This window comes from Acinetobacter sp. YH12205, from assembly GCF_013418125.1.
GTDB lineage: Bacteria > Pseudomonadota > Gammaproteobacteria > Pseudomonadales > Moraxellaceae > Acinetobacter > Acinetobacter towneri.
Window position 1 is genome coordinate 23,714 of sequence record NZ_VPCQ01000011.1, and the last position, 22,954, is coordinate 46,667.

At 41.0% G+C, this 22,954-nt stretch carries 18 protein-coding genes; 10 read left to right on the plus strand and 8 right to left on the minus strand.

The features are described from left to right. Positions 1-71 precede the first annotated feature (71 nt). From FTU92_RS12325 to rpmH, 6 genes are all read right to left on the minus strand, one after another. Complete coding sequence (locus tag FTU92_RS12325) at positions 72-407, minus strand: DUF1622 domain-containing protein (RefSeq protein ID WP_154321234.1); 336 nt, start codon at positions 405-407, stop codon at positions 72-74. Positions 408-727: 320 nt separating this feature from the next. Then, positions 728-2,083: a tRNA uridine-5-carboxymethylaminomethyl(34) synthesis GTPase MnmE gene (gene mnmE, locus FTU92_RS12330; protein ID WP_180009220.1), complete on the minus strand. Its 1,356-nt coding sequence runs from the start codon at positions 2,081-2,083 to the stop codon at positions 728-730. Between the two features lie 91 nt (positions 2,084-2,174). After that, positions 2,175-3,938 carry a membrane protein insertase YidC gene (gene yidC / locus FTU92_RS12335; RefSeq protein ID WP_004969769.1) on the minus strand — a complete coding sequence of 588 codons (1,764 nt, stop codon included), beginning with the start codon at positions 3,936-3,938 and terminating at the stop codon, positions 2,175-2,177. 5 nt (positions 3,939-3,943) lie between these two features. Beyond that, positions 3,944-4,264 (minus strand): membrane protein insertion efficiency factor YidD, encoded by a 321-nt coding sequence (yidD, locus tag FTU92_RS12340; RefSeq protein WP_004969767.1) that lies wholly within the window; start codon positions 4,262-4,264, stop codon positions 3,944-3,946. Between the two features lie 9 nt (positions 4,265-4,273). Further along, the gene (gene rnpA, locus FTU92_RS12345; protein ID WP_004969764.1) at positions 4,274-4,666 is read right to left on the minus strand and encodes a ribonuclease P protein component; all 393 of its coding nucleotides are present in this window, start codon (positions 4,664-4,666) and stop codon (positions 4,274-4,276) included. A gap of 31 nt (positions 4,667-4,697) precedes the next feature. Next, the gene (gene rpmH / locus FTU92_RS12350; protein WP_000831329.1) at positions 4,698-4,832 is read right to left on the minus strand and encodes a 50S ribosomal protein L34; all 135 of its coding nucleotides are present in this window, start codon (positions 4,830-4,832) and stop codon (positions 4,698-4,700) included. A 660-nt stretch (positions 4,833-5,492) separates the two neighbouring features. Here rpmH and dnaA point away from each other — a divergent pair. From dnaA to FTU92_RS12375, 5 genes are all read left to right on the plus strand, one after another. Continuing rightward, positions 5,493-6,869 (plus strand): chromosomal replication initiator protein DnaA, encoded by a 1,377-nt coding sequence (dnaA, locus tag FTU92_RS12355; protein ID WP_180096335.1) that lies wholly within the window; start codon positions 5,493-5,495, stop codon positions 6,867-6,869. 108 nt (positions 6,870-6,977) lie between these two features. After that, on the plus strand, positions 6,978-8,126 hold the full coding sequence (dnaN, locus tag FTU92_RS12360) for a DNA polymerase III subunit beta (protein ID WP_004969759.1): 1,149 nt from the start codon (positions 6,978-6,980) through the stop codon (positions 8,124-8,126). Between the two features lie 37 nt (positions 8,127-8,163). Then, entirely contained in the window at positions 8,164-9,246 is a 1,083-nt protein-coding gene (recF, locus tag FTU92_RS12365) for a DNA replication/repair protein RecF (RefSeq protein WP_004969757.1), read from the plus strand. Between the two features lie 44 nt (positions 9,247-9,290). Next, complete coding sequence (gene gyrB / locus FTU92_RS12370; protein ID WP_004969755.1) at positions 9,291-11,759, plus strand: DNA topoisomerase (ATP-hydrolyzing) subunit B; 2,469 nt, start codon at positions 9,291-9,293, stop codon at positions 11,757-11,759. Positions 11,760-11,920: 161 nt separating this feature from the next. Then, a complete protein-coding gene (locus FTU92_RS12375; RefSeq protein ID WP_004969754.1) occupies positions 11,921-12,283 on the plus strand; it encodes a hypothetical protein in 363 nt (120 codons plus the stop codon). Positions 12,284-12,740: 457 nt separating this feature from the next. Here FTU92_RS12375 and FTU92_RS12380 read toward each other — a convergent pair whose 3' ends face one another. Then, positions 12,741-14,681 (minus strand): ATP-binding cassette domain-containing protein, encoded by a 1,941-nt coding sequence (locus FTU92_RS12380; RefSeq protein ID WP_104852778.1) that lies wholly within the window; start codon positions 14,679-14,681, stop codon positions 12,741-12,743. 386 nt (positions 14,682-15,067) lie between these two features. Here FTU92_RS12380 and FTU92_RS12385 point away from each other — a divergent pair, with 386 nt between their 5' ends. The 4 genes from FTU92_RS12385 to erpA all read left to right on the plus strand — a co-directional run bounded on the left by FTU92_RS12385 (position 15,068) and on the right by erpA (position 19,236). Further along, positions 15,068-16,084, plus strand: a complete 1,017-nt coding sequence (locus FTU92_RS12385) for a putative solute-binding protein (RefSeq protein WP_180096337.1) — start codon at positions 15,068-15,070, stop codon at positions 16,082-16,084. Between the two features lie 459 nt (positions 16,085-16,543). Next, entirely contained in the window at positions 16,544-17,602 is a 1,059-nt protein-coding gene (locus FTU92_RS12390; RefSeq protein WP_180096340.1) for an RNA-guided endonuclease TnpB family protein, read from the plus strand. Positions 17,603-17,759: 157 nt separating this feature from the next. Beyond that, positions 17,760-18,767: a putative solute-binding protein gene (locus tag FTU92_RS12395; RefSeq protein WP_131261901.1), complete on the plus strand. Its 1,008-nt coding sequence runs from the start codon at positions 17,760-17,762 to the stop codon at positions 18,765-18,767. 133 nt (positions 18,768-18,900) lie between these two features. Beyond that, the gene (gene erpA, locus FTU92_RS12400) at positions 18,901-19,236 is read left to right on the plus strand and encodes an iron-sulfur cluster insertion protein ErpA (protein ID WP_004969742.1); all 336 of its coding nucleotides are present in this window, start codon (positions 18,901-18,903) and stop codon (positions 19,234-19,236) included. Between the two features lie 131 nt (positions 19,237-19,367). Here the strand turns inward: erpA and FTU92_RS12405 are convergent, their stop codons facing one another. Further along, positions 19,368-20,495, minus strand: coding sequence for an anhydro-N-acetylmuramic acid kinase (locus tag FTU92_RS12405; RefSeq protein WP_004969740.1), 1,128 nt, complete (start codon positions 20,493-20,495; stop codon positions 19,368-19,370). Between the two features lie 63 nt (positions 20,496-20,558). On the opposite strand from FTU92_RS12405, the gene tyrS reads away from it, so the two are divergent. Then, positions 20,559-21,791, plus strand: coding sequence for a tyrosine--tRNA ligase (gene tyrS / locus FTU92_RS12410; RefSeq protein WP_167845626.1), 1,233 nt, complete (start codon positions 20,559-20,561; stop codon positions 21,789-21,791). Positions 21,792-22,954 lie beyond the last annotated feature (1,163 nt).

Consider the following 22,954-nt stretch of genomic DNA (forward strand, 5'->3'; position numbering starts at 1 on the left):
TTTATTCAAATATTCAAACTTTGTAGATGACTAGGACTATGTCTTCTGTTTGATCTCAAACTCAGCAGCCATTATTTTTCATTGATGGTTTGATGCTCTAATTCTTTAGTTAGGAAGTAATTTAAAAAGGTTCGAATCACTGCAATGATCGCCAGTTTAATTAGGCTATCTAAATCTGGATCTACTGTGGTGGCTAAAATATCTGCAGCCAACTGAAATTCAAGTGCCGTCGCGAGCCAATCCCCAAAACAATAACGTGCAGTACGCCCCGATTTTAACTGAACCAGCACCAATAAAGTTTTAACCAGACCAATCACCACGCAAATCACAGAAATGGCTTCGAGTGACAATTGCAAAAAATGAACCGAAGAAATGAGTATTTCACGTAAAAAAGCCAGTTCAAACATCCAAAAAACCTCCATCAGAGATTTCATCTCGTGCATTTAGGATTGAATTGAGCGCCAATCTTTGATTATTTTCTCATCATAGCTTTAAATGCTGCGGTTTAAAAAAACTTGCGTGATTATTGATGGGTTTTCATAAAGGTAAATTGAAATGTTTAAACATGACATGGGTTAAATCGGGTTTGTAACAAAAGAGACACTAAACATTATCAAATAGGCTGATTTTTATCAGCTGACCAACCTAAAATAGGATAATAAAAAAGCACTAAGCCACTAAAACTTAATGCTATTTTCATATCAAATCAGAAAGTAATCGCTAAAAATCATTTCCCAATACAAAACGATCCAAAAATCTTGCCCAACAAATCATCTGCAGAAAAATCACCAGTGATCTCACCCAAAGCATTCTGTGCAAGACGTAACGACTCGGCTACTAATTCCCCCGCATGATAGACCACCAACTGCTCACGTGCTTCAGCCAAATACTGCTGCGTGCGCTTCATTGCGTCTAAATGACGGGTACGTGCAATAAAGGTATCTTCTTCAGGCTGAAAGCCTGCATGCGCTGTAATCGCCTCTATGAGCGATTGAACACCTGTTTCTTGTTTGGCCGACACAGTAATATGTCTAAACCCTTTAAAATCTGAAATTGTAGCTTGTACACCAGTTAAATCACATTTATTGCCAATCAACATCAAACGCTTCGGTTCAATATGTTCCGCAAAATAATGCTGTGCCAATTGCAACGGATCTTCGTTTTGGCTCAAGTCATAGACCAATAACAATAAATCTGCCTGTTCAATTTCTTTAATCGCACGGCGAATCCCTTCCTGTTCCACAATATCCCCTGTTTCACGCAAGCCTGCAGTATCAGTCAGGGTAATTGGTAAGCCATTCAGGGTAATTTTTTCATGCAATACGTCACGAGTAGTCCCTGCAATATCGGTCACAATCGCACGTTCAATACCCGCCAAGGCATTGAGTAAGGAAGATTTACCTGCATTCGGTTTGCCCGCAATCACCACCTGCAGACCTTCACGCAACAATTGTCCCTGACGCGCAGATTGTTGCACAGCAGTCACTGAAGTAGCCACTTCATCTAGCAAATTAAGGATTTTCCCATCGGCCAAAAAGTCAATTTCTTCTTCAGGAAAATCAATAGCAGCTTCAACATGCAAACGTAAATGAATTAACTGTTCCAGCACGGTATTCACTTTGGTGGAAAAAGCCCCTTGCAGGGAACGTACAGCAGAACGCGCAGCGGCTTGTGAAGTGGCATCAATTAAATCAGCAATGGCTTCGGCCTGTACCAAATCTAGCTTGCCATTTTCAAAGGCGCGCATCGAAAATTCACCCGCTTTGGCAGCCGTTGCACCGAGTTCCAGTAAACGTGCCAACAGCACATTTTGAATCACTGGGCCACCATGCCCTTGTAGTTCCACCACATCTTCGCCAGTAAATGAATGAGGATTGGGGAAACAAATCACCAAACCTTCATCCATGACTTCATTGGCTGCATCGTAAAACTGGCGAAAACCTGCATAACGCGCTTTGGGTAAGTCTTTTTGGGTCAATGCTGCGGCAATCGCATAGGCTTTTGGTCCCGACAGGCGAATCACCCCCACACCACCACGGCCAGGTGGAGTCGCGATTGCGGCAATGGTGCTGCGGTTATACATAAAATTCACCTAAAACTTTCAAAATATATGCAAAGAAAAATCCGCCTAAGATTACCATCTTAAGCGGATTTATTCAGCAGCTCAGCCATACTTAATTGACTGGAGTTGCCTCTTCTCGTTTAGCGCGGTCTTTTTCAACACTTTTGTTGATCAAGCTTTGCTGCAAAATCGTAATCAAGTTGTTGACAATCCAGTACAGAACTAGACCTGCAGGGAAGAACAATAAGAATACGGTAAATACCACAGGCATAATGCGGAAGATTTTTGCCTGCATTGGATCTGTTGGCTGTGGGTTCAACATTTGTTGAACATACATGGTCACACCCATCAACAATGGCAAGATAAACCAAGGGTCCATTGCCGATAAGTCTTGAATCCAACCTAACCACGGTGCATGGCGTAACTCTACCGATTCCATCAATACCCAGTACAAGGCAAGGAAAATTGGCATTTGTAGTAACAATGGCAAACAACCTGACAGTGGATTCACTTGTTCACGTTTATAAAGTGCCATCATTTCTTGCGAGAAACGCATACGGTCTTCGCCAAATTCTTCTTTCATGCGCTGCATTTCTGGTGCAATCACACGCATTTTCGCCATAGAACGATAGCTCTTAGACGATAACGGCCAAAGAATCAGTTTGACAAGAACGGTTAATAAGATGATTGACCAACCCCAGTTGCCCACTAAACCATGGAAGAATTGCAAACCAATAAACAATAATTTTGCAATTGGCCATAACCAGCCATAATCCACAGTTTGGTTCAAACCTGTCGCCAAATCTTTCAATTCAGACTGAATTTTTGGACCAGAGTAGAAGGTCGCATCAACTTCTGCCACCGTACCTGCAGGGACATTAATGGTTGGCGAGGTAAAACCAATGATGTTCATTTCATCGCTAGATTTACGTGATTCCAACTTCGCTGCATACGGTTGACCATCGGCCTGTGTCAATTTTAACTGCCCCGGAACCCATGCACTCACGAAATAGTGCTGAACCACGGCCACCCAACCACCTGTTGCATCGACATTCAATTTTTCGTCATTAAAATTGTCAAATTTCAACTTGTTGTAGTGTTCTTCAGGTGTTCCCCATGCGCCGCCAAGGAAAGTACCCAAGGTAAAAATACCTTGATCTGACTTGCCTGGATCATCTGAATTATCACGTTTCAACTGACCAAACATCTGACCTTGCCAGTTTTGGCTGCTGCGGTTAATCACTTTGTGATTCACCAGCACAGGATATTCACCTTCAGTAAAACTAAAGGTTTTAATGATTTCTACACCATCGGCAGTTTTATATACCATTGGGACAGTTAAAGTTTTAACTGTTTCACCCGCTTTATTTTTGCTTTCTTTGGCATCGGCTAAGCTATAAGTCGATTTTTCAATTTCATAGCTTGGGCGGCCATTACGGCTACTGTCTGGACCATTCAGCCCGATTAACCCAGATTGCGCGACATAGGTGCGCTTAGCATCGCTTTCCAGCATGACGAAAGGATCGTCACTGTCTTTATTTTTGTCATGATTGAGTAATTCAACACGAACAATATCACCACCTTTCGGATTGATCCAAAGATGATAAAGGTCAGTTTGTACTGAAATAAGCTGCTGACTTACAGGTGCTGTGGCATCGGTTGTTTGCTGTGCAGGAATATTTGCTTGCGGTACATCAGAAGCTGCTGTAGCCGTTTGGGCATTCGGCAAATCTGCAGACACTTCATGTGAAACAACGGCAGTTTTTTGCTGCGGTGCTGTTTCAGCATTTCCATAATCTTTTTGCCACGCCAAAATGAGCAAATATGCGACGACAAACATGGCCCCGAGAATTGCAAACCTGGCCCATTGTTGCATATCTATTACCCCAAGTGGTTAGAGTGATTTTGGTTCAATAAACGATCACGAAAGGGTACAGTAATGTGATGCGTTTGAGAATCTATTTGCTGAAATGAAATAAAACGAATGACTTTTGGCGGCACCGGATCATAGCCCGAACCACCCCACGGATGACAACGACAAATACGTTTTGTAGCCAGCCACACACCACGTACAGCACCATGCGTATGGACTGCTTCCAAAGAATATTGAGAACATGTTGGAATATAGCGACAGCGTGGTCCCAATAAAGGACTAATCGCGATCTGATAGAAACGTATCAACCAATGCAGTAAAAGTACCATTGGCCATCTCTACTTTTGTGGGGAGGGAGCTATTTTTGAATGCTTTTTGGCGAGACGTTGTAACTTCTGCCAAGCAAATTGTAATTGCTGATGCAATTCCGCATTAGATACCGTATCTACCCCAACTTTGGGCATTACCACAATATCTAAGTCATTTAATTGCTGTTGGTGTAAGCGAAAACTTTCGCGAGCAAGTCGTTTTACTCGATTTCGTTCGTGTGCACGACGCACTTTCTTTTTTGCAACGACAAGACCCAAACGGCTATTCGGCAGTTCGGAATGTTTTGCAAGAAATAAGAAATGGGGTTGATGCACTTTAAAAAGCGCACCATCAAACACACCTTTATAATCGGCAGCACAGCGTAATCTCAACTCTGTGCTGAAGCCATAAAGTGTTGTCATAACACCCAAGAGTCGGTTCAGCGTGACTGTATTAAACAGTTAAGCTGTGACGACCTTTTGCACGACGGCGAGCCAATACTTGACGACCAGCTTTAGTAGCCATACGAGCACGGAAACCATGAACGCGCTTACGCTTTAATTCAGATGGTTGAAATGTACGTTTCATATCGAAACTCCAAAAATGATCTTTCTATAAAGGTCCGCGATTTTAGTGCTCATTGCTTGAGCTGTCAATGAAAAACACGGTTTCTTGCAAAATAAGCCTAAATTTTTCTTTTTAACAAGTTTTCGCTCAATTGACTGGTTGATCATACAAATTAAAGTATACACAAGATAAGTAATTGTTTATGCTTGACTAATAAGTTATTAACAGTATTATTCACACAATTATCCACAAGCTTATTCTGTTTAATTTTAAAACTTTCGGTTTTGAATTTAAATTTAAACTCAGATTGAATTATCCACAGTTGCAACGTTTCTTATAAATAAATTCAAATTTATAAATTTAAATTTATTACTATTAGGGACGCATTTTTCTGTTGAAAACCCACTTTTTCTTTTATAAAACAAAATTTTGAATTGTGGATATCTGTGTTTCTATAATTTTAATATTATGTGGATAACTTTGTGCTATATTTTATCCACACCTTGCGGATAAACTTATCCACACCACGTTTCAAATTTAAATTCAGGTTTAATGATTCCTTTTTTGAGCAATTTTGCTGATTTTGTCATGACAGATGTGGATAACTTGGTTAGAATGGCGACCCGCTCAGGCGGTCGAGAGAAGTTTTAAATTTAAAAATGGATTAGATAGGGGTTTCACATGCTTTGGAAGGACTGCTTAAATCGCTTGCGACAAGAGCTCTCTGGAAATGTCTTTACAATGTGGATTCGCCCATTGGTGGCAGAAGAAGTTGAAGATACATTAAAACTTTATGCGCCTAATCCTTATTGGACGCGTTACATTCAAGAACATCATCTGGAATTGATTACTATTTTGGCAGAGCAGTTGTCTGAGGGACGCGTGCGTAAGGTCGAAATTTTAGTCGATTCGCGTCCAGGTGCAATTTTATCGGCCAGTGAACAACCTGCTACCACTACTGCTGCGCTGGAATCTAGCCCTGCGCCTGTGGCCAAGCCTAAACGTGAAAAAGAAGAAAGTTCTGCAAAAAGCCGTAAACGCCAACTCAATCCGTTATTTACCTTTTCCTTATTTGTGGAAGGTCGTTCTAACCAAATGGCTGCGGAAACCTGTCGCAAGGTATTGACCCAATTGGGGGCTTCACAGCACAACCCATTATTTTTGTATGGCCCAACAGGTTTGGGTAAAACTCACTTGATGCAAGCGGTGGGCAATGCTTTGTTGCAAGCCAAACCGAATGCACGGGTGATGTACATGACTGCAGAAAGTTTTGTGCAGGATTTTGTCAGCTCTTTGCAGCAGGGCAAGGTTGAAGAATTTAAGAAAAACTGCCGCTCTTTAGATTTGTTATTGGTGGATGACATTCACTTATTGGCAGGTAAAGAAGCCAGTTTGGTGGAGTTTTTCTATACCTTTAACGCTTTATTGGATGAATCTAAACAGATTATTTTGACTTCAGACCGTTATCCAAAAGAATTAACCGAATTGGATGCACGTTTGGTGTCACGTTTTTCTTGGGGCTTATCAGTCGGGGTAGAACCGCCAGATATTGAAACCCGAATTGAAATTTTATTAAAGAAAGCTGAAAGCAGCGCCGTAGATTTACCACGTAACTGTGCTTTATTTATTGCCCAGCAAGTGGTGGCTAATGTGCGTGAACTTGAAGGTGCACTCAATAAAGTGGTGGCAATTTCCCGTTTTAAAGGCACCCCAATCGATCTAGATGTGGTACGTGAATCTTTAAAAGATGTCTTGGCAATTCGCGCACGTACCATCAGTACCGAAAATATTCAGCGAGTCGTGAGTGAATATTTCCGTATTCCGCTCAAAGAATTGGTGGGGCCAAAACGTACCCGTATTTATGCGCGTCCACGTCAGTTGGCAATGGGCTTGGCACGTGAGCTGACAGGCGACAGTTTCCCTGAAATTGGTATGGCATTTGGTGGCCGTGATCACAGTACCGTGATGCATGCCTGCGAAAAAGTACAAAGCCTGCGCGAAGAAGATCCGATCTTTAACGAAGACTATAAAAACCTGCAACGATTGTTGCAAAGTTGACCGAATTTGCTCAAATTCTGTTCTTGCCATGCGGCAGCTTTTGCCGCATAGTACACTGCTAAAAAACATATTTTATACTCCAATCTTCAGTTGTTAGAGGAATGTACCGTGCGTTTAAAAATCGCGAAAGAAAGCTTACTGAATGTTCTGTCACATGTCGTAGGAGCGGTTGAACGTCGCCATACCTTAAATATTTTATCCAATGTCAAAGTTCAAGTGACTGAGCAAGCTTTAACCATTACTGGTTCGGACTTGGAAGTGGAATTGGTTGCCAGTACGAATCTGACTGAAGGGGCATGTTTACAGGCAGGGGAAACTACAGTGCCTGCACGTAAACTGATGGATATTTGTAAATCTTTACCAAGCGCAGCTTTGATTGATTTGCAAATCACTGAAGATCAGCGCTGTATTTTAAAATCGGGCAATAGCCGCTTTGTATTAGGTACTTTGCCTGCGGAAGATTATCCATTATTGGCTACAGAAAATGCTCAAGGTACGCAAGTGACGGTTACTGAGCGTGAGCTGAAGCGTTTGTTTGAAAAAACTGCGTTTGCGATGGCAGTGCAGGATGTACGCTTTTATTTAACGGGTACTTTGTTAGAAATTGATGAAAACCAATTACGTGCTGTGACCACAGATGGTCACCGTTTGGCCTTGTGTGAAACAGCGGCATCTTCGACAGCTACTCAATTAATTCAAGCCATTGTGCCGCGTAAAGCTGTGGCTGAATTGCAGCGTTTGCTGAGCATTGAAGATGAACAACTGGCACTTTTAATTGGGCGTGAATTGCTGAATGTGACCATTCGCACCCCAAGCCGTGACAAAGAACAAGCAGAAATTACCGTGCGTTTTACCACTAAATTAATTGATGGTAAGTTCCCAGATTATCGCCGTGTGATTCCACGTGGTGGTGATAAAAACGTGCTGATCGCGCATGATGTATTTAAACAATCTTTACAGCGTGTGGCGATTTTAAGTAATGAAAAATTGCGTGGCGTATTCCTGAATTTTAGTGCGGACACCTTGCAATTACGTGCCAATAACCCAGAACAAGATGAAGCAATTGAAGATTTAGCGATTCAATATGCCGATTCGCCGTTAGAAATGTCATTTAACGCACAGTATTTATTGGACGTATTAGGGGCATTGGATGGCGATGATGTATCGATGACCATGACCGAAGCCAATCAATCGGTATTGGTACAAGATCCAGCACATCAAGATCAAACCTATGTTGTGATGCCAATGCGTGTTTAAGTGAGCGGTTTATTTCAAGATTAAATCTAGCTGAATCATGCATATTACGCGTTTACATATCGAGCGTGTTCGGAACTTAAAAGCGGTTGCACTTCATGAGTTGCAGCCGTTTAACGTCTTTTATGGGCAAAATGGTTCGGGTAAAACCTCGATTTTAGAAGCGATTCATTTATTGGCGACAGGGCGTTCTTTTCGCACCCATATTCCTAAAAATTACATTCAGAACAGTAGCCAAGATGCGATTGTATTTGCTCAGTCATTGACTGAAAAAATTGGCATGCAAAAAATGGCATCGGGTGAGCAATTGATTAAGGTCAATGGCGACCCTGTTGCGACCCAAGGGCAATTGGCTAAAATTCTGCCTTTACAACATATTGATCCACTCAGTACCGATATTATTGACCATGGTGCAAAACCACGACGGCAACTGTTGGACTGGTTGATGTTCCACGTGGAACCAGAGTTTTATCACGCTTGGCAATATTATTCACGTGCCTTAAAACAACGTAATAGTTTGCTTAAATCACAGCGACATTTAAGTCTGTCGGACTTGGAACCGTGGAACAAAATGCTCAGTGATTATGGTGAGATTTTGCATCGGCAGCGTTTGGGAACGGTGGAACAATGGCAGCAATTTTTTGCACAAGATTTACAGTATTTATTGCCTGATTTACACATTAGTCTGGAATACAGCGCAGGCTTTCATACCGAAACAGGCTTGTTGAATGATCTGTGCAATTATCATCAAAAAGATGTGGAACGTCGCTATACCGAATATGGGCCACACCGCGCCGATTTACGCTTAAAAACCCCAATGGGTGATGCCGATGTGGTGCTGTCACGTGGGCAGAAAAAGCTATTGATTATGGCATTAAAACTGTCACAGATTGCAATGCTGCATGCGTCTAATAAGGAAACTGTGGTATTATTAGATGATCTGACAGCAGAATTAGATTTAAGCGCACAACAACGTTTAATTGAACGATTAAGCCAATTGGGTAGTCAAGTTTTTATTACCACTTTAGATCATCAATCCGTGCAACAACACTTACAAGCGTTGTCGATTCCTTATCGCTTATTTCAGGTCGATCACGGAACGGTGCAGGCTGTTGAGCAATAATTTTTTTATCTTTGGATAGACCTATTTTTCACTAGGGAGAAACCATGAGTTCAGAAGATCAATCTGTCTCTACTACAGAACAAACCAATGAAAAGGCTTATGATTCCTCTAGTATCAAAGTATTGCGTGGCCTAGATGCTGTTCGTAAACGCCCAGGCATGTATATCGGTGATACAGATGATGGTACAGGTTTGCATCACATGGTGTTCGAGGTAGTCGATAACGCTATTGATGAAGCTTTGGCGGGTCATTGTGATGAAATTTTGGTGACTATCCATGAAGATGAATCTGTCAGCGTATCTGACAATGGTCGTGGTATCCCAACCGATATTCACCCTGAAGAAGGTGTCTCTGCAGCAGAGGTCATTCTGACCATTCTGCACGCAGGTGGTAAGTTTGATGACAACAGTTATAAAGTGTCGGGCGGTTTGCACGGCGTTGGTGTGTCGGTGGTCAATGCTTTATCGAGTAAACTTGAATTAACGATTAAACGCGCGGGTCAAATTCACCAACAGGAATACCGCCATGGTGATCCACAATATCCTTTAAAAGTAGTGGGCGACACTGAGCAATCAGGTACGACTGTGCGTTTTTGGCCAAGTGCTGAAACCTTTAGCCAAACCATTTTTAATGTGGATATTTTGGCACGCCGATTGCGTGAATTGTCTTTCTTAAACGCGGGCGTGCGTATTGTATTGCGTGATGAACGTGTCAATTTAGAACATATTTTTGACTATGAAGGTGGTTTGTCTGAATTTGTGAAATATATCAATGCAGGCAAAACCCATCTGAATGAAATTTTCCATTTCACGACACAGGCTGAAAACGGAATTACCGTAGAAGTTGCTTTGCAGTGGAATGATTCCTATCAGGAAAACGTACGTTGCTTTACCAATAACATTCCACAAAAAGACGGTGGAACGCACTTGGCAGGCTTCCGTGCTGCGCTAACCCGTGGGTTAAACAACTACATGGAAAGCGAAAATATCCTGAAAAAAGAAAAAGTCGTGGTGTCGGGTGATGATGCGCGTGAAGGTTTAACCGCGATTGTGTCGGTCAAAGTGCCAGATCCAAAATTCTCATCACAGACCAAAGAAAAATTGGTATCGAGTGAAGTGAAACCTGCTGTTGAGCAGGCCATGAATAAATCTTTCTCTGAATATTTATTGGAAAATCCACAAGCGGCAAAATCCATTGCGGGTAAAATTATTGATGCAGCGCGTGCCCGTGATGCGGCGCGTAAAGCCCGTGAAATGACGCGCCGCAAGAGTGCTTTGGATATTGCAGGTTTGCCTGGTAAATTGGCTGACTGTCAGGAAAAAGACCCTGCATTATCTGAATTATATCTAGTCGAGGGTGACTCTGCAGGTGGTTCGGCTAAACAAGGTCGTAACCGTAAAATGCAGGCAATTTTGCCACTGAAAGGTAAAATCCTGAACGTGGAACGTGCCCGTTTTGACAAGATGATTTCATCGGCAGAAGTAGGTACTTTAATTACCGCTTTGGGCTGTGGTATTGGTCGTGAAGAATATAACCCAGACAAACTGCGTTATCACAAAATCATCATCATGACCGATGCTGACGTAGATGGTTCACACATTCGTACCTTGCTATTGACCTTCTTCTTCCGTCAAATGCCAGAATTGGTTGAGCGTGGTCATATTTATATCGCACAGCCACCATTGTATAAGCTGAAAAAAGGCAAGCAGGAACAATACATCAAAGATAACGATGCTTTAGAAACCTATTTAATTTCTAATGCGATTGATGAATTGGAGCTGCATGTGAGTGCTGATGCACCTGCAATTCGTGGTGAGGCTTTAGCCAAAGTCATTGCTGATTATCAAACTTCACAAAAGAGTTTGAGCCGTTTAACGCTGCGTTATCCTGCAAGTCTGTTGGATGGTTTATTAGAATTAGATGCCTTTAAAATTGATCAAGCAGCAGATCAGGCGTATGTACAACAATGGGGCGAGCAATTACGTCAAAGCATTGAACGATTACAACCAAGTTTGCGTCCTGAATTAAGCATCGAACAGTTTGAAAAAGAAGATGCGGATGGTCAAAAATCTGCAACGTATTGGCCACGAATCACGGTATATGTGCACAACTTGCCCCATACTTATTTACTAGATACAGGTTTGCTGGGTTCAGCTGAATATGCACGTTTGCTGAAAAATTCAAAAAGCTGGTTTACGCTGCTTGAAGAAGGTGCGTATTTGGAAAAAGGCGAACGTAAAATTACGGTCAACAATTTCCATCAAGTGTGGCAACACATTTTGCAGGACTCGCGTCGCGGCATGATGATTCAGCGCTATAAAGGTTTGGGTGAGATGAATGCGGAACAACTTTGGGAAACCACGATGGACCCAGAAAACCGCAATATGTTGCAAGTCACCATTGATGATGCCATTGAAGCAGACCGCATGTTCTCTTGCTTAATGGGCGATGATGTAGAACCACGTCGTGCCTTTATTGAAGAAAATGCCTTAAATGCAGATATTGACGCTTAATTCGTCCAAATCATCCGCATAACCATAAGCACTCTACGGAGTGCTTTTTTATGTTTGGCTTTTGTTGTTGTCGTGATTCATCCAAATAACTTTTATAAAACTGACTTATTGTTCTGTCATGCTGAGCTACATTAAGCCAAAAATATAGGAGAATCATTAAGATGGATAATCAATTAGAACAAGCACGTGATGCATGGGTGAATGCTTTTTTTACTGGCAATGTGGAGCTGTTAGCACACTATGAAGATGAAGATTTTAAAGTCGTTTATACGGCAGAATCACGTGTGGAAAATCGTGAAACACGTTATGCCAACATTCAGCATGCAGTGAATAATGGTGTCTGGAAACCGATCAAACCGAATGTTGAATTAGAAGAATATGAGTTTGATCGTGAGCAGGTTAACTGTCGGATTCAAATTGGTTTGGCGGATGATCAAGGGTATATTCAAGAAATCTGGCGCTATATTCAGGGCTGGAAAATACAAGAATTATGTATTAGCAAAGCAAAAATTACTGCCGAGTAGCAGCGATTTTCTGTGAATCACTGAGATTCAATGACTCAAAATAACCATGAAAGAATGGATTGATTTGGCTTTAATTAGAGTTTTGAATTTAAAATAACAGTTAGTTTGAGTTGTGGATAACTAAGTTTTTGCTTTTAAATTTAAATTGTAGATTTTGAATTTAAAAATCACACTGAGTTTTAAATTCAAAACTTCTTGCTTGGTAGCTATCGTTGTCTTACTTTTATTCAGGGTGGGGGGTGTCATACAACTATGCTGTGGTGCAAGATTGATAAGTAAAAATAAACAAACGCAGAGAGTGACTTAAATTTCTTTGCGTGGTTATTGTGAAGATAAACTAAAGATTAAAACTATTACGAATGTGTCTTATAAGTATGGAACATACACAATGCATATTCTACGAAATATGATGAGATTTAACCCTATTTAGCATAGCGTTAAAATCTCATCGGTATGGCTATTCAAAGCTACTTTCGAGTTCTTCCAATTCCATCATCAATTCAAGCATTTGTTCTTCTGCCTGTGCCAATTTTGTTTTCAGATCATTTTGCTCATTCATGAGTTTGAGCAAATCATCTTTACGGTTGGCATCGTAAAGGGCAGGATCTGCCAGTTCGGTTTCAATTTCAGTCAGACGCGGTTGAATTTTTTCAATTTGCGCTTCGTATTTTTCAATATTTTTACGAATAGGGCGAGTTTGTTCACGGCGTTGTGCTGCCAGTTTGCGTTGAGCTTCTTTATCTACTTTGACTAGGTTAGTCTTGTTCTCAACCACTGGACTTGGATTGGATGGAGCTGTGTTGGATGTACCTTGCTTAAGCATGTCTGCACGAGCTTGGCGTAACCATTGGGCATAATCTTGTAAATCGCCTTCAAATTCTGTGCATTGTCCTGCATGAACCAAGAGTAAGTCATCGCAGACACTGGCAATTAATTGACGTTCGTGTGACACCAATACCACTGCACCTTCATAATCCTGTAATGCCATGGTTAAGGCATGTCGCATATCTAAGTCTAAATGGTTGGTCGGTTCGTCCAGAATCAGTACGTTAGGACGTTGCCAGACAATTAAAGCCAAAGCCAAACGTGCACGTTCACCTCCTGAAAAACTTTCACAAGGCGTGTCCATACGTTCGCCACTAAAACCAAAACTGCCTAAAAAGGCGCGTAAAGTGGCTTCGCTGATTTTTTTATCGGCAATGCGTGCCAGTTGTAGCATCGGGCTGGCGCTATCATCCAAAGCATCCATTTGATGCTGTGCAAAATAGCCAATATTGAGTAATTCTGAGGCTTTGCGAGTACCTGCTAATAACGCCAATTCACCCACTAAGGATTTAATTAAGGTCGATTTACCTGCGCCGTTCATCCCCAATAAACCAATACGACTGGTCGGGGTAATTTGTAGGTTAATTTTGCTGGCAATCACTTTGTCTGCATAACCAATGCTGACTTGTTCCAAGGTCAGTAAGGGTGAGCTCATTTTGGTCGGTTCACGGAAACTAAAGGTAAATGGTGTATCTACATGCGCAGGGGCAAGCAATTGCATGCGTTCCAATTGCTTGATACGGCTTTGTGCCTGCCGTGCTTTGGTGGCTTTGGCTTTAAAACGATCAATATATTTTTGTAAATGTGCACGGGTTTCTAATTGTTTTTCATACGCTTGTTGATGTTGTGCCAAGCGTTCACTGCGTGTGGTTTCAAAGGTTGAATAATTGCCTGTATATAAAGTCAGTTCACTATTTTCAATATGTAAAATATGATCGGTAATGGCATCTAAAAAATCACGGTCATGGGAAATCAGCACCAAAGTTCCCGCATAGGCTTTAAGCCAGTCTTCTAACCATAAAATTGCATCTAAGTCTAAGTGGTTGGTTGGTTCGTCCAGTAATAATAATTCGGAGCGACTCATTAAGGTACGCGCCAAATTTAAACGCATGCGCCATCCACCAGAAAAACTACTGACCGCCAAGCTGTTTTGATGTTCCATAAAACCTAAACCTGCCATCAGTTGTGCGGCTTTGGCGGGTGCGGTATAGCCATGAATTTCATCAAAACGACCATGCAAATGTGCAAGTTGGTCATTATTTAATTGTTCAGGATGTTGCAGTTGTTGTTGAATGTTCCAGTATTCTTCATCACCCGACAGCACAAAATCAATCGCAGGCAAATCCAATGCTTTAACTTCCTGTGCCATGTGCGCCACAGTCCAGCCTTGCGGACGGCTCAACGTACCTTCGTCTGGGGTTAAACTACCTAAAAGCGCAGCAAATAAACTGGATTTTCCTGCACCATTGACACCTGTAAGACCGACTTTCCAGCCTGGATGGATTTGCATAGACGCTTTTTGAAATAAAACACGTCCACCGCGGCGTAAAGAAACTTGGTCAAGTTGAATCATGGTGTTTACTGGTCACAACAAAAGTTGGGCATATTCTAATGGAAGCCCAGCAGAAAACAAAAATAAGCCTAGTTTTATTTGCGATTTGCGAAAAATCTCTTTTGTAATGCTTAAAAACTACGTTCCAGCAACAGGCTTTTTTATGACTTTGTAAACAAGAACAAAATAAATGCATGTTGGAGATGATTTTTATTTTGATCTAAATCTATAAAATATAAGTGAATTATGGAATAAAAGTAATCGCTTAAATAAGGCAGCATAAGGTTTTGGCAGAATTGACAGATGAAATTCGAGTAAATGCTCTATTTTTTTAATTTGAACTTGCTTAATATTTGTTTCGTGTAAGGACACTCAAAAATAAAAAAATCTGTAGAAGGATCGAAACAATGAAAAAAATATGGGTCAGCGCAACATTGAGTGCATTCGCAGCGATCGGTTTCAGTGCTCAGGCGCAAGCAGCAAAAATAGATGTATGTGTCTTTGACTTACTGGGTAAGTCTGGCGAATCTTATCAAATGGCACAGGAGTGGGCGCTAGCAGCAAAAGGCTGGGGTGCAGAAGTCAATTTAATTCCGCGTCAAGATGAAGCTGTTGCAGATAATGACTTTAAAGCAGGCAAATGTGATGGGGTATTTATGACTGCCATGCGTGCCCGTCAATACAATAAGTTTGCAGGCTCGATTGATGCTTTAGGTGGTGCACCAAGTAATGCGATTGCAAAACGTGCCATCAGTTTTGCTTTAGATAAACGCAATGCAGCAAAAATGGTCACCACTTTAGGTGGCAAGAAATATGAAGTTGCAGGTATTTCACCTTTAGGTTCGGCATTCATTTTTGTGCGCGACAAGAATATCAATTCGATTGAAAAAGCAGCAGGGAAAAAGTTTGCGGTATTGGGTTATGATGATGCACAAAAAATTATGGTGCAGCGTGTCGGTGCGCAAGCTGTCATTTCTGATGTATCTAACTTTGTGGCGAAATTTAACAATGGTCAGGTCGATATGGTCGGTGCGCCTGCCTATGCGTACAAACCTTTAGAAATCTACAAAGGTTTAGGTAATCACGGGGCGATGTTTAATTTCCCTGTATTACAAGTGACCGCAGACTTTGTGATTCGCCCTGAACAATTCCCTGCGGGCTTTGGGCAAAAATCACGAGATTGGTTTGTAAAAAATCTGCCTAAAGCGATGAGTATGATTAATCGTTTAGAAGGTGAAATTCCAGCCAAATATAAAATGAACTTGAGCGCAGAAGATAAAACTAAATATCAAAAAATGCTACGTGATGGACGTATGGATATGACCAAACGCGGTATTTATGACCCTGCCATGATGAGTGTGTTAAAACGCGCTCGTTGTTCTGTCGAAAAAACCAATTTTGAATGTTCACTTGGTGGTGAATAGATTGATTTTTAATAAAAAGCCGAGGGTCTGTTGATATTTCATAAATGGCTTGCGCTGTAGGCTAAAACTGAGCAGATCAGGCATGAAACGTAGGGAATAGTGGGTCTATTGCCAAGTTTCATAACGCAATCTGAGAAAGTTTTAGCCACAGTCCTTCGGAACGAGCATATTTTTTGCTGCTATTGCGTTATGAGTCAGTCATTTAGAATGACTAAATTTCCTGCCTCATGCCTTATATCAGCTAAAAAACCTTGCGAGATATATCTCTCACGTCGCAAACATAGACGAAGTATCAACAGACCCTAGATTTCTAGGTTTTTTTATCCACTGGAGCGAAAAACCTCGTGGTTCAGCACGAGGATATAAGCGACTGGAGTAAACCATATGAACGACACGAAATGTCGTTTTAAATACTTGTACTATAGTCACTATTAAGAAAAATACTGTTAAAATAATTGGATGAAGACACTCAAATTACGCATAAAAGACAAACATTGCAAGGTGCTAAATCAGTTAGCATCCGAAGTAAATTTTGTCTGGAATTATGTCAATGATTTGTGTTTTAAGCATCTACAACGTAAACAACAATTCTTTTCAGCATACGACCTTGCAAAATACACGAAAGGCACATCGAAAGAATGCAACTTGCACAGTCAAACTATTCAGGCAGTGACAGAAGAATTGGTCACAAGACGCAAGCAGTTCAAAAAAGCAAAACTAAAATGGCGTGTCAGTAATAAAAAATCAGCTAGACGTTCACTGGGTTGGATACCGTTTAAAAAGGTTGCAATCAAATATGCTGATGGCTATGTTGAATATGGCAAGCATCAATTTAAACTATGGGATAGTTACGGATTAAGTCAATACAATATCAAAACAGGCACATTCGTAGAAGATAGTCGTGGACGTTGGTATGTTTGTCTTGTAGTTGATGCAGTCAAAATAGAAAAAAACAACGCTAAAACCTCAATTGGCATAGATTTAGGTTTAAAAGATTTAGCGACTTGTTCAGATGGCGTAAAACTTAAAGCACCTCAAATCTATCGGCAATATGAACAAAAACTTGGTATTGCTCAACGTGCAAAAAATAAGAAACGTGTCAAAGCCATCCATGCCAATATTAAAAATGTAAGACAAAACATGCTGCATCAATTCAGCCGAAAACTGGTGAATGAACATGCAGCCATCTTCGTTGGCAATGTGAATGCCAAAGCATTAGCACAAACCAGATTGGCTAAATCAGTGCTAGATGCCAGTTGGACAACACTAAGAACCATGCTCAAGTATAAATGCGAGAACGCAGGGGTATGTTATGAAGAAGTCAATGAAGCCTATACCACCCAAACTTGTTCGTGCTGTGGCTCACGCTCCAGTAGTCCGGAAGGTAGAGCAGGACTTGGAATAAGAGAATGGCAGTGTGTGGAGTGTGGTACGCTCCATGATCGGGATGTAAATTCCGCACTGAATATTCTTGCGCTCGGGCATGAGCGTCTAGCAGTAGGAATCTCCGTCCTTTAGGTCGGGGAGGATGTCAAATTGAAAGATTCGTCAATTGAGTCATATCAGCCAAAGATCAAAATTCGCTAATCTTAGCTTGATGAAAAGTACAGTGCTACAAAATTGAAGGTTTGAATCAATTTTGACCAGAAAAACAAAAAATGGAAGGAACTATAAAATGAAACAATGGACGCAAGCTTTATTATTCGGTGCAGGCTTGTCTTTAGCCGCCAGTGCAGTGCAGGCTAAGCAAGTGGTCTGTGTATTCGACTTGGTCGGTAAAAACGGTGATGTCTATAACTTAATGCAAGACTATCAATTGGCGGCCAAAAACTGGGGCGCAGAAATTGAGTTACGCGTAGGTCAAAACGAAGGCGTGATTGCAGAAGATTTTAAAGCAGGAAAATGTGATGGTATTAGTGTGACGGGCATGCGTGGTCGTCAATTTAACCATTTTACAGGCTCATTAGATGCAATTGGTGCGATTCCAGATTTAAAACTGGCAGTTAAAGTCATGCAAGGTTTGGCGAGTCCTGCTTTTGCCAAATATATGCGCAATGGTCAGTATGAAGTCGCAGGTGTCATTCCTGTGGGTGATGCCTTTTTGATGGTGAATGACCGCAGTATTAATAGTGTCGCCAAAGCCGCGGGGAAAAAAATTGCTGTTTTAGATTATGACCAAGCGCAAAAAATTATGGTACAGCAAATTGGTGCGCAAGCAGTAAGTGCCGATGTCACCAATTTTGGCAGTAAATTTAACAATGGTCAGGTCGATATTATTGGTGCGCCTGCTGCAGTATTCCGTCCTTTGGAACTACATAAAGGCTTAGGCACTAAAGGCGCGATTGTGAATTATCCAATTTTACAGGTCACGGGCAATATTATTATCCGCCCAGATAAATTCCCTGCAGGTTTTGGGCAAAAATCACGTGAATGGGTGAAAGGGCAGTTACCACGTGCCTTTGGTATTTTAGGCAAAATGAAAGCCGATATTCCTGCAAAATATTGGATGCAAGTGCCTGCAGCAGATCAACCGGGTTATCAAAAAATGATGCGTGAATCGCGGATTGATTTAACTAAACGTGGTGTTTATGACAAACGCATGATGAAATTATTGTGGCAATTCCGCTGTAAAGAAGCGCCAACCAATTTTGAATGTGGCTTGCAGGACGAAAATTACAAATAATTGGAGAATCTTGAGGTAATTACTCAGAATTCACTTTAATTCTGCATCACCGTCCCAATATTGAGTATGCTATACTTGATAAGTGGTCTTTTTGCAGAAAAGACATCTGAATTGTACCTGAGGAAAATCCATCATGAATGCCCAAGCACTTGAGCTCACCGACAACGCTGCTAAAAAAGTTCGCCAATTGCGTGACAGTGAAGGTAATCAAGACTTAATGCTACGTGTATATGTGACAGGTGGCGGTTGTTCAGGATTTTCTTATGGCTTTAACTTTGCGGAAAGCCAAAATGAAGATGATGCAGAATTTGTGAATGGCGATGTAAAAATGCTGGTCGATTCACTCAGCTATCAATATTTAGTTGGCTCGGTAGTGGACTATATTGAAGGCTTGGAAGGTTCGCGTTTTGTGGTACAAAACCCGAATGCAACCACGACTTGTGGTTGTGGTTCTTCATTCTCAATCTAAGTATGATTTAAATATTTTTGAGTATCAGCATCTGAAAAAGTAGATTGATGCACTCAAAATGATCAAAGCCTTTCCTATATAGAAGAGGAAAGGCTTTTTTGTTGCTACTGATCTGGTTTAAAAGTGCATCCTTAAACCAAAGTCATGGTACCTAAAATGCGATCACCTTTAGCCCCTGTGACCGCAGGTAAATTGCCACTTAATTGCTGACAAAAACGCATTGCCAACCAAGCAAAGGCGGTGGCTTCGACCCATGTTGGGTTTAGCCCTAAATCGGCTGTACTTTGTACAGTCCATTGATGTTTGCGCAAACGCCAGCGCAATTGCTCTAGCAAATAAGAATTATAGGCACCACCGCCACAGACATAGACTTCACCTGTATCCATGCCTGAACGATAAATGGCTTTTTTAATCGCGCGGGTGGTGAGCTTTAATAAAGTCGCTTGAATATTTTCAGGATTATCTTCCAGCTCGTCATATTCCACATCATTGCGCCAATCGGCAACCTGTTCATCTAGCCATTCCAAGTTAAAGTCTTCGCGCCCTGTACTTTTGGGTGGTTCTTTAGAGAAAAAAGCATGGGCTTGTAAACGATCTAACAAGCTGCGAATCGGATGTCCATACGCAGCCCAATTGCCATTTTCATCATAAGGTTGTCCTGTGTAACGCTCACACCAAGCATCCATTAAAATATTGGCAGGCCCTGTATCAAAACCCGATACTGCTTCGGGCTGTCCTGCAGGCAACAAACTGACATTGGCAATGCCGCCTAAATTTAAAATTACCCGATGAATACTCGGATGTTGGAATAAGTTTTGATGGAAAGCGGGCACTAACGGTGCGCCTTGTCCGCCTGCAGCCATGTCACGACGACGAAAATCTGAAATTACAGGAATTTGGGTGATTTCGGTGATGATGTTCGGATCACCAATTTGTAAAGTAAAAGCATGTTCAGGACGATGACGAATGGTCTGGCCATGCGAACCAATCGCTTTAATTTGAGATTTATCCAGTTTATTTTTTTCAATCAGGCTGTTAATACCATGTCCAATCATGGTGGCTAAAGCCACATCTGCTTTGCCCATGCGGTCAATTTCATTGTCACCTGGCAAAGTCAGTGCCATGAGTTCGTCACGTAAATCGGGATCAAACGGCAAAGTCAGGGTCGCGTGGAGTTGCAGTGGATCAAAAGAAGCAGCAACAAGATCGACACCATCCATACTTGTGCCCGTCATTACCCCAATATAGATCGCTGTCATGGTTATTCTATAGCCTGCAATATGCTGAAAAAGTGTTAGTATATCGCACAAATTGAATAACTGATGTATTTGGATTTCGTGATGTCAAATTTCCTGCCGGCTGAAGAACAACTTGCTCTCATTCAACGAGGCACGCATGAAATTATTTCTGAAGAAGATCTTCTAAAGAAATTAAAAGAGAATCGTCCTTTAAAAATTAAGGCGGGGTTTGACCCGACTGCACCTGATTTACACTTGGGGCATACGGTATTAATCAATAAATTAAAAGTATTCCAAGACTTAGGTCACGAAGTATTTTTCTTGATTGGCGATTACACTGCCATGATTGGTGACCCAACAGGTAAAAGTGCTACACGTCCGCCGTTGTCACGTGAAAAAGTCTTGGAAAATGCCAAAACGTATCAGGAACAAGTTTTTAAAATTCTTGATCCAAATAAAACCAAAGTGGTGTTTAACTCTGAATGGTTTGCAACAAAAACTGCAGCAGACTTAATTCAGTTGGCATCGCAGCAAACCGTAGCGCGTATGTTGGAACGTGATGACTTCACCAAGCGTTATAACAACCAGCAACCGATTGCGATTCACGAATTTTTGTATCCGTTGGTACAAGGTTATGACTCGGTGGCATTACAAGCCGATGTAGAATTGGGCGGTACAGACCAGACCTTTAACTTGTTGATGGGACGTACCTTGCAAGGTCGTTATGATCAGGAAGCACAAGTTTGTATTACTGTGCCAATTCTTGAAGGTTTAGATGGCGTGAATAAAATGTCTAAATCTTTAGGCAACTATATTGGCGTATTTGATGCACCGGGTGCGATGTATCAAAAAGTCTTGTCGATGCCTGATGGTCTGATTGAGCGCTATTTTGAATTACTCAGCTTCAAGTCGATGGATGAAATTGAAGTGTTGCTCAAAGAAATGGCAGAAGGTCGTAATCCTCAAGAAATCAAAAAGATTTTGGCACTCGAATTGGTTGAGCGTTTCCACGGCAGCGAAGCTGCAGCCAATGCCCATAAAGGTGCAGGTAATATCATTACCGAAGGTGAATTACCTGAAGGTACGCCAGAAGTGACGATTTCACGTGCTGAATTTGGTGGTGAATTATTTATTGCTTCTATTGTACGTGCTGCAGGTTTAACCAAAAATGCCGCACAAGCCAAAGATGCTGTTGCACGTGGCGCAGTAAAAGTAGATTGGAATGTGGTCGACGCAGGTTTCTCGGTCAAAGAAAACGCAACATATATTATTCAGGCGGGTAAAAAAGCCATTGCCAAAGTCACATTTACGGACTAGATCCATTCTAAGTGATTGAAATAAAAGCAGGCTTCGGTCTGCTTTTATTTTCTGTTTGGTATATTAATTATATGAATAAGTAAATTCAAAAAAAACCTTATAAAAACAACACTTAAATTTTGCCAAGCAGCTTGCATTTTTGCTCAGTTATGTATAAGATTTACCCATCTAGACACAGTGTACAAAACAGATCTAGAGGGTACTTATAACTATAGCTCCACAATTTACAAGTCCCTTCCCCAAGGGACTCTTTTTTTCGTATAACTATAATAATGATATATGGATCGCATATAGATTCAACTCCGAGGGAGAGATTTTGGGAGAGATCTCTTTCTTTTTTTTGCCTCTAGTTTTGTTGTGGTTTATATCTAAAGGTAAAATGTAAGATTACTTCTCTTTGTTTTATAAAAATTTTCTTAAAACTTTAAGACCTAATTCAAATTTCAAAGCTACTTATATATGGTAAAACATCTTGTAAGTAGTGCATGTGGATGGCGCGATCTAAACTTGCCGAATAGAAGAGTAGGTTTGTCAACTTGAAGTCGGTAATGCAAATGCTAAGCATCAACTTTGAATTAACGGACAAAACCACCAAGCTGACATGAAATCAATGCTAGATGTACGCCGTATGTAGGAATATTATTTTGGATAATGCAAAAGCATTTTTAACAGAGATGTAAAATTTTTTAGATGTCGCAAGACAAAAAGAATCATATACATTGGCAATCGTTGATTACAGCCTGCAAAACTTGACCGATTTGAGTCCATAAAAGTATGGATGAAAAAGTCCTGTTTACTTTGTAGATGGGAGTTTTTATTTAAATTTGATGAAAAAATAGCTAAAAAATTAAAAAACCAAGCATTTTTGTAGAAAAAAAATACATACGTGAAAAATATTCTAATTTTGGGCTTGCAAAGATTTTGAAATCCCCTAGAATGCACTCATCCCGACGCGAAACAGCCTACGAACTTAGCTTACAGGGTTGAGTTGTTAGAAGTGTTTTGCGTTAAAATTTCTGCTGACGAGGCAGAAATTAAGATCATTAAGAGATTATGAAGAACAACTTGTGTGGATTTTTACTGATTGATTGATCGAAGATATTTCATTGATTGATTGGTTTAAATTACTCGAAGTTTATTTGAGCGAAATTTAAGTCAGAGAA

Bases quoted from the DNA above. Each gene is read 5' to 3' on its own strand.
- FTU92_RS12325 (WP_154321234.1), bottom strand. From the start codon at position 407: ATGTTTGAACTGGCTTTTTTACGTGAAATACTCATTTCTTCGGTTCAT.
- mnmE (WP_180009220.1), bottom strand. From the start codon at position 2,083: ATGTATAACCGCAGCACCATTGCCGCAATCGCGACTCCACCTGGCCGT.
- yidC (WP_004969769.1), bottom strand. From the start codon at position 3,938: ATGCAACAATGGGCCAGGTTTGCAATTCTCGGGGCCATGTTTGTCGTC.
- yidD (WP_004969767.1), bottom strand. From the start codon at position 4,264: ATGGTACTTTTACTGCATTGGTTGATACGTTTCTATCAGATCGCGATT.
- rnpA (WP_004969764.1), bottom strand. From the start codon at position 4,666: ATGACAACACTTTATGGCTTCAGCACAGAGTTGAGATTACGCTGTGCT.
- rpmH (WP_000831329.1), bottom strand. From the start codon at position 4,832: ATGAAACGTACATTTCAACCATCTGAATTAAAGCGTAAGCGCGTTCAT.
- dnaA (WP_180096335.1), top strand. From the start codon at position 5,493: ATGCTTTGGAAGGACTGCTTAAATCGCTTGCGACAAGAGCTCTCTGGA.
- recF (WP_004969757.1), top strand. From the start codon at position 8,164: ATGCATATTACGCGTTTACATATCGAGCGTGTTCGGAACTTAAAAGCG.
- gyrB (WP_004969755.1), top strand. From the start codon at position 9,291: ATGAGTTCAGAAGATCAATCTGTCTCTACTACAGAACAAACCAATGAA.
- FTU92_RS12375 (WP_004969754.1), top strand. From the start codon at position 11,921: ATGGATAATCAATTAGAACAAGCACGTGATGCATGGGTGAATGCTTTT.
- FTU92_RS12380 (WP_104852778.1), bottom strand. From the start codon at position 14,681: ATGATTCAACTTGACCAAGTTTCTTTACGCCGCGGTGGACGTGTTTTA.
- FTU92_RS12385 (WP_180096337.1), top strand. From the start codon at position 15,068: ATGAAAAAAATATGGGTCAGCGCAACATTGAGTGCATTCGCAGCGATC.
- FTU92_RS12390 (WP_180096340.1), top strand. From the start codon at position 16,544: ATGAAGACACTCAAATTACGCATAAAAGACAAACATTGCAAGGTGCTA.
- FTU92_RS12395 (WP_131261901.1), top strand. From the start codon at position 17,760: ATGAAACAATGGACGCAAGCTTTATTATTCGGTGCAGGCTTGTCTTTA.
- erpA (WP_004969742.1), top strand. From the start codon at position 18,901: ATGAATGCCCAAGCACTTGAGCTCACCGACAACGCTGCTAAAAAAGTT.
- FTU92_RS12405 (WP_004969740.1), bottom strand. From the start codon at position 20,495: ATGACAGCGATCTATATTGGGGTAATGACGGGCACAAGTATGGATGGT.
- tyrS (WP_167845626.1), top strand. From the start codon at position 20,559: ATGTATTTGGATTTCGTGATGTCAAATTTCCTGCCGGCTGAAGAACAA.